The organism is Mesorhizobium sp. M1A.F.Ca.IN.022.07.1.1 (assembly GCF_003997575.1).
Lineage (GTDB): Bacteria > Pseudomonadota > Alphaproteobacteria > Rhizobiales > Rhizobiaceae > Mesorhizobium.
In genome coordinates this window covers 20000-27111 of sequence record NZ_RZST01000036.1, presented here as the reverse complement: position 1 = coordinate 27111, position 7112 = coordinate 20000, and the positions used below count along the sequence as shown (strand labels likewise).

General features: G+C 63.4%; 7 protein-coding genes. All 7 read left to right on the top strand.

The features are described from left to right. A partial coding sequence (locus EOA75_RS07085; protein WP_164747300.1) for a biotin--[acetyl-CoA-carboxylase] ligase occupies positions 1–576 on the top strand: 576 nt, incomplete at its 5' end. A 49-nt stretch (positions 577–625) separates the two neighbouring features. Continuing rightward, positions 626–2296 (top strand): ribonuclease J, encoded by a 1671-nt coding sequence (locus EOA75_RS07080; protein WP_095801977.1) that lies wholly within the window; start codon positions 626–628, stop codon positions 2294–2296. 92 nt (positions 2297–2388) lie between these two features. Further along, a complete protein-coding gene (mce, locus tag EOA75_RS07075) occupies positions 2389–2793 on the top strand; it encodes a methylmalonyl-CoA epimerase (protein WP_095826197.1) in 405 nt (134 codons plus the stop codon). Further along, positions 2790–3074 carry a DUF1467 family protein gene (locus EOA75_RS07070; protein WP_067001240.1) on the top strand — a complete coding sequence of 95 codons (285 nt, stop codon included), beginning with the start codon at positions 2790–2792 and terminating at the stop codon, positions 3072–3074. Before mce ends, EOA75_RS07070 begins: the two co-directional genes overlap by 4 nt. A 575-nt stretch (positions 3075–3649) precedes the next feature. Beyond that, entirely contained in the window at positions 3650–4975 is a 1326-nt protein-coding gene (proS, locus tag EOA75_RS07065) for a proline--tRNA ligase (RefSeq protein ID WP_127323936.1), read from the top strand. Continuing rightward, positions 4975–6258, top strand: a complete 1284-nt coding sequence (locus EOA75_RS07060) for a lipoprotein-releasing ABC transporter permease subunit (RefSeq protein ID WP_067001237.1) — start codon at positions 4975–4977, stop codon at positions 6256–6258. The genes proS and EOA75_RS07060 overlap by 1 nt, the downstream gene beginning before the upstream one ends. Next, complete coding sequence (locus tag EOA75_RS07055; protein WP_127323935.1) at positions 6258–6938, top strand: ABC transporter ATP-binding protein; 681 nt, start codon at positions 6258–6260, stop codon at positions 6936–6938. Before EOA75_RS07060 ends, EOA75_RS07055 begins: the two co-directional genes overlap by 1 nt. The last annotated feature ends 174 nt before the right edge of the window (positions 6939–7112 follow it).

The following is a 7112-nucleotide window of genomic DNA, read 5'->3' as shown; positions in this document are numbered from 1 at the left end:
ACGCTTGGCTTCGTCGCCGGGCTTGCATTGGCCGACGCGCTCGATGCCGTCGTCCCGCAAGGCCGGATCGCCGTTGGCCTGGACGGAGCCAGCGAAGGACGCAACCGCTTCGAGCTGAAATGGCCGAACGACGTGCTCGCCACCGGCGCCAAGCTTGCCGGCATCCTGCTGGAATCGACCCTGCTCGAAGGCGGCCGTTTCGCGGTTGCCGTCGGCATCGGCGTCAACGTCGTGGCATACCCCGAGGATCTGCCTTATCCGGCGACGTCGCTGCAGGCGCTGGGTGCCAATTGCGATGCCGAGATGCTGTTCCTGGCGCTCTCGGATGCCTGGAGCGAGAATTTCAGATTGTGGGACGACGGGCGGGGACTTAGCGCGATCAGGAAACGCTGGTTGGCGCGCGCCGCGGGGCTCGGCGGCGAGGTTGCTGTCAGAATTGACGGCAATGTGGTGCGCGGCGTCTTCGAAACCATTGACGAGGACTGCCGTTTCGTGATCCGCGACGATGACGGAACTGTTTTGACGATCGCGGCCGGCGACGTGCATTTCGGCGCGGTCGCGTCGGCCCGTCTTTGACGACTTGATTTGATTGGCTTGGCCTGACTGGCCAGGAAGGAAAGGATTTATGGCGAATACTGAGAACGCCGAACTCGTCTTCGCGCCGCTCGGCGGCGTCGGCGAGATCGGCATGAACTTCGCCCTCTATGGCTACGGGCCCGCGGACGCGCGCGAATGGATCGTAGTCGATGTCGGAGTCACATTTCCGGACAGCGCGCATCCGGGCGTCGATCTGATCCTGCCCGACACACGCTTCATCGAGGAGAACCTCGACGGCTTGCGCGGCGTGGTCGTAACCCATGCGCATGAGGACCATTACGGCGCGCTGCTCGATATCTGGCCGAAGCTCAAAGTGCCGGTCTGGATGACGCCGTTCACCGCCGGCCTGCTGGAGGCCAAACGGCAGGGCGAGCAGAACGCGCCAAAAATCCCGGCAATGATCTACAGGGCCGGCGAGACGTTCACTATCGGGCCGTTCGAGATCGAAGCCATCCCGGTTGCGCATTCCATTCCCGAGCCGATGTCGCTGGCGATCGCTACGCCCGCCGGCACGGTAATCCACACCGGCGACTGGAAGATCGATCCGGCGCCGACGATCGGCCCCAAGACGGATGAGGCGCGCTTCCGCGCTTACGGCGACAAGGGCGTGCTGGCGCTAATCTGCGATTCCACCAATGCGCTGCGGGAAGGGGAGTCGCCGTCGGAAGTGGCGGTCGGCGAGGGCCTGAAAGGCGTCATCGAAAACGCCAAGGGCCGCGTCGCGGTCACCACCTTTTCCTCCAATGTCGGGCGCATCGTTTCGATCGCCAAGGCTGCGCGGGACGCCGGCCGGCAGTGCCTTGTGCTCGGCCGCTCGCTGAAGCGCGTGATCGATGTCGCGACCGAACTCGGCTACATGGACGGCCTGCCGGAATTCATTGCCGAGGAGGATTACGGCTATATCCCGCGCGAGAATCTGGTGGTCATCTGCACCGGCAGCCAGGGCGAGCCGCTGGCCGCACTTGCGAAGCTGTCGCGCGACGAGATGAAGTCGGTGGCGCTGACGGCCGGCGACACGGTGGTGTTTTCCTCGCGCACCATTCCCGGCAACGAGAAGGCGATCCTGGAGATCAAGAACCGGCTGATCGACCTCGGCATGAAGATCATCGAGGACGGCGACGCGCTGGTGCATGTCTCCGGCCATCCGCGCCGCAGCGAATTGCGCAAGATGTATGAATGGGTGCGGCCGCAGATCGGCGTGCCGGTGCACGGCGAGGCGGCGCATCTGGTGGCGCAGGGCTCGCTGATGTCGATGTCGGGCATCGGCCAGGTGGCACAGGTGCGCGACGGCGATATGCTGAGGCTCTGGCCCGGTCCGGCCACGATCATCGACCAGGTGCCGTTCGGCCGCCTCTACAAGGATGGATACTTGATCGGAACCGACCAGGCGATGGGCATACGCGACCGGCGCAAGCTGTCCTATGCCGGGCATGTCGCGGTCAACGTCGTGCTCGACGAGAAATACGAGCTAGCCGGCGATCCCGATCTGGTGGCGATCGGCGTCGCCGAGGCCGATGCCAGCGGCGAGACGCTAGAGGACCTGATGCTCGATGCGGCAATCGGCGCGGTGGACTCGATCCCCCGCCAGCGCAGAAAAGACCTCGACCTTGTGCAGGAGGCCGTGCGCCGCGCCGTCCGCGGCGCCGCCAACGAAGCCTGGGGCAAGAAGCCGCTGGTGACGGTGTTTGTCACTAGATAAGGGAGTAGGGGAGTCGGGAATAAGGGAGTAGGGAATAGCAAATAGCTCGGAGTTTTTCCTACCCCCCTACTCCCCTAACTTTCGGAGCGCTTATGCTCGGACGCCTAAATCATGTCGCGCTTGCCGTGCCGAACCTGGCTGCGGCGACAGCTGCGTACCGCGATACGCTGGGCGCTCGGCTGAGCGAGCCGCAGGCGCTGCCGGAACATGGCGTCACGGTTGTGTTCGTCGATGTCGGCAACACCAAGATCGAGCTGCTGGAGCCGCTGGGCGACGCTTCACCGATCGCGGCTTTCCTCGCGAAGAACCCGTCGGGCGGCATGCATCATGTCTGCTACGAGGTCGACGATATCCTCGTCGCGCGCGACCATCTCAAGGCGAGCGGCGCGCGTGTTCTCGGCGACGGCAATCCGAAGATCGGCGCGCATGGCAAGCCGGTGCTGTTCCTGCATCCCAAGGACTTCTTCGGCACGCTGGTCGAATTGGAGCAGGCATGAACTGGGTTTCCTTTGTCGCACTGTTCTTCGTCACCTGGTGGCTGGTGCTGTTCGCGGTGCTGCCGTTCAGCCTGCGCACCCAGGATGAGGACAAGGACGTGACGCTCGGCACGGTGTCGAGCGCGCCGAAGGGACCGCACATGCTGCGCGCGGCGATCCGCACGACGGTCGTCACCGCGATCGTGATCGGCATTTTCTACGGCCTGACAAGGGGGCTCGGCTTCGGCTTCGACGACATCCCGCACATCGTGCCGGACTTTACTCATACTGCCGGCCGCTAGCGCCCTGCACAGTTCCGCAAGTATTGATCAACCCGCGCCCGTGCTGGTTGAAATCGGAAGCCGACTTCCGATTTTGAGGGCTAACGCAGCGTAATGCTGTTTGGCAGGTCGTGGTCCTAAGCAGATGATTGCACAAAAAAAATGCAAGGCACGAGGCCTTGCAATTTAAACGCGTCCGATCTGTTTCCGGTGTCCGGCGGCAGCGAGTAACCGCGCCTAGATCGCATCCTCCCAAGACTTTGACCGCGTAGGAGAGCAGATTTTTCTCCGCCCTCTCGGTTATCGGCGCACACTAGACCAAGGCAGGTGAAAATGTCACGAAGAATCTTGCCCCCAAATAGGCAATATCGTGCTGCACTGCACAATAGTGGGGCAGCGCTTGCTTGTGAATCGATCAAAAGGCCAGATGCGGCACTTTGGTGGCCAAAACGGGCCTTTTGATCATGCGCAGAACGCCGCAACACTTTGGAGCGCTCGGGTTTCCATTCGGTCATGAAATGGCTATGAAGCCCGGGCAAGCAGCCTCGGTTGCGCCGATTCCCCGCGCCGCCATTTTTTCATTCACGGACCAGTCCATGCGTTTGTCGCGCTACTTCCTGCCCATTCTCAAAGAAAACCCCCGTGAGGCCGAAATCGTCTCGCATCGGCTGATGCTGCGCGCCGGCATGATCCGCCAGCAGGGGCAGGGCAGCTTCTCCTGGCTGCCGCTCGGCAAGCGCGTGCTGGACAAGGTCTGCCAGATCATCCGCGAGGAGCAGAATCGAGCCGGCGCGCTGGAAATCCTGATGCCGACCATCCAGTCGGCGGATCTGTGGCGCGAGAGCGGCCGTTACAATGACTACGGCAAGGAGATGCTGCGCATCAAGGACCGGCAGGACCGCGACATGCTCTATGGTCCGACCAATGAGGAAATGGTCACCGAGATCTTCCGCGCCTACGTCAGGTCCTACAAGGACCTGCCGCTCAACCTCTATCACATCCAGTGGAAGTTCCGCGACGAGGTGCGCCCCCGCTTCGGCGTGATGCGCTCGCGCGAGTTCCTGATGAAGGACGCTTACTCCTTCGATCTCGATTTTGAAGGCGCCAGAGCCGCCTATAACCGCATGTTCGTCTCATACTTGAGGACGTTCACGCGCATGGGCCTGCAGGCCATTCCGATGCGCGCCGATACCGGCCCGATCGGTGGCGACCTCAGCCACGAATTCATCATCCTGGCCGAGACCGGCGAGAGCCAGGTGTTCTGCGACCGCGCCTATCTGTCGCTCGACGTGCCCGGCGCGGATACGAACTTCTCCAACGATGCCGAGATCGGCGGCATCGTGACGAAATGGACGACTCCTTACGCCGCCACCGACGAGATGCATGACGAAGCGGCATGGGAGAAGGTGCCCGAAGGCGAGAGGCTCTCGGCGCGCGGCATCGAGGTCGGCCATATCTTCCATTTCGGCGAGAAGTATTCCAAGCCGATGAACGCGAAGGTCACCGGTCCCGATGGCAAGGACCATTATGCTTCGGGCGGCTCGTACGGCATCGGCCCGTCGCGGCTGGTCGCGGCAATCATCGAGGCGAGCCATGATGATAACGGCATTATTTGGCCGGAAGCGGTCGCGCCGTTCAATATCGGTCTGATCAACATGAAGGTCGGCGATGCCGAATGCGACCGCGTCTGCGGCGAGCTCTACGCAGCGCTGACCTCGGCCGGCAAGGACGTGCTTTATGACGACACCGACCAGCGGCCGGGCGGCAAGTTCGCAACCGCCGACCTGATCGGTCTGCCCTGGCAGGTGATCGTCGGACCGCGCGGGGTGGCTAGCGGCGAGGTCGAGATCAAGCACCGCCGGAGCGGCGAGCGCGAGACGCTGCCGATTGCGGAGGCCCAGAAACGCCTGGGTATCGCCTGATGGGCGAGGCGGCTGCAGCTCGATCGCCGGCAGGCGCCTTTTCAGGCTTCGAGCGCATGGTGGCGTGGCGCTACCTGCGTTCGCGGCGCAAGGAGACGGTGATCTCGGTCATCGCCTCGATCTCGTTCCTCGGCATCATGCTGGGCGTCGCCACGCTGATCGTCGTCATGGCGGTGATGAACGGTTTTCGCGCCGAGCTGCTCACCCGCATCCTCGGCGTCAACGGCCATCTGATCGTGCAGCCGCTCGATTCGCCGCTGGAGGACTATGCGCAGGTGGCGAGCCGCATCAACGGCGTTGCCGGCGTCAAATACGCTATCCCGCTGATCGACGGGCAGGTGCTGGCGCAAGGTAATGTCGGCGGCGGCACCGGCGCGCTGGTGCGCGGCATTCGCGCCGAGGATCTCAACAAGATCTCGATTGTGTCCAGCAACATCAAGCAGGGTACGCTCGACGGTTTCGACACCGGCGATGGCGTGGCGATCGGCAAGCGCATGGCCGAGAATCTCGGGCTGGTGCTCGGCGACACCATCACGCTGATCTCACCCGAAGGCGACGTTACCCCGCTTGGCACCACGCCGCGCATGAAGGGCTACAAGGTGGCGGCGATCTTCGAGGTCGGCATGTCGGAATATGACAGCTCGATCGTCTACATGCCGTTTTCGGAAGCCCAGCTCTATTTCAACATGGACGGACGGGCGCAGACCATCGAGATCTATGTCGACAATCCGGACAATGTGGATGCGCTGAAGCCGTTGGTCGAGCAGGCGGCGCAGCGGCCGGTCGACCTCGTAGACTGGCGCCAGCGCAACGAGACCTTCTTCTCGGCGCTGCAGGTCGAGCGCAACGTCATGTTCATGATTCTCACGCTGATCGTGCTGGTGGCGGCGCTCAACATCATCTCCGGCCTCATCATGCTGGTGAAGGACAAGGGGCACGACATCGCGATCCTGCGCACCATGGGCGCGTCGCGCGGCGCGATCCTGCGCATTTTCCTGATGACGGGGGCTGCGATCGGGGTCACCGGCACCATCGCCGGCGTGCTGCTCGGCGTCGTCATCTGCCTCAACATCGAATCGATCCGCCAGTTCTTCTCCTGGATGACCGGCAGGATCCTGTTCAATCCCGAGCTCTATTTCCTCAGCCAGTTGCCTGCGAAGATGGACCCGCGCGAGACCACCTATGTCGTCATCATGGCGCTCACCCTGTCTTTCCTGGCCACGGTGTTTCCGGCTTGGCGCGCAGCCCGGCTCGATCCGGTCGAAGCCTTGAGGTACGAGTGATGGCCGAAGCCATTATCGAGCTTAAGGGCGTCGAGCGGCACTATGTCCAGGGGCCGCGCAAGCTGACCATTCTGAACGGCGCCGACTTCTCGCTCAGGCGTGGCGAGATGGTGGCGCTGGTGGCGCCGTCGGGCACCGGCAAGTCGACGCTGCTGCATACGGCGGGGCTGCTCGAGCGGCCGGACGCCGGCGACGTGATCCTCAGCGGCCGCGCCTGTGGCCCGCTGTCGGATGACGAGCGCACCGCTATCCGCCGCAACGATGTCGGCTTCGTCTACCAGTTCCATCATCTGCTGCCGGAGTTCACCGCGCTCGAAAACATCATGATGCCGCAGCTGATCAAGGGGCTCGGCCGCAAGGAGGCATCCGAGCGGGCGGCGCAGCTTCTCGACTACATGCAGATCGGCAAGCGGGCGCAGCACCGGCCGGCCGAGCTATCCGGCGGCGAGCAGCAGCGCGTGGCGATCGCCCGCGCGGTCGCCAATGCGCCGCTGGTGCTGCTGGCCGACGAACCTACCGGCAATCTCGACCCGGCCACCGCCTCTTACGTGTTCGATGCGCTGGAGGCGCTGGTCAGGCAGTCGGGGCTGGCAGCGCTGATCGCCACCCACAATCACGAGCTGGCCTCGCGCATGGACCGGCGGGTGACGCTGGCAGAAGGCAAGGTGGTGCCGCTTTAAGGCAAGCCGATATTAGGCTGGGGCCGGCCTCGACCGCAGTTTCTTGCGCGTACAGTACCGCCGTCTCCGGTCCTCGGAACTTACTATCCTCGGCTCTGCCCGATCTCGACTTGCCCTCCGCGCGCTCAAAAAGAGCCTATCGTCTCGTCAACCTTTCCTTAACCGTGCGCAAAC

Excerpts from the sequence above, each read along its gene's own strand:
- EOA75_RS07080 (WP_095801977.1), top strand. The coding sequence starts at position 626 with ATGGCGAATACTGAGAACGCCGAACTCGTCTTCGCGCCGCTCGGCGGC.
- mce (WP_095826197.1), top strand. The coding sequence starts at position 2,389 with ATGCTCGGACGCCTAAATCATGTCGCGCTTGCCGTGCCGAACCTGGCT.
- EOA75_RS07070 (WP_067001240.1), top strand. The coding sequence starts at position 2,790 with ATGAACTGGGTTTCCTTTGTCGCACTGTTCTTCGTCACCTGGTGGCTG.
- proS (WP_127323936.1), top strand. The coding sequence starts at position 3,650 with ATGCGTTTGTCGCGCTACTTCCTGCCCATTCTCAAAGAAAACCCCCGT.
- EOA75_RS07060 (WP_067001237.1), top strand. The coding sequence starts at position 4,975 with ATGGGCGAGGCGGCTGCAGCTCGATCGCCGGCAGGCGCCTTTTCAGGC.
- EOA75_RS07055 (WP_127323935.1), top strand. The coding sequence starts at position 6,258 with ATGGCCGAAGCCATTATCGAGCTTAAGGGCGTCGAGCGGCACTATGTC.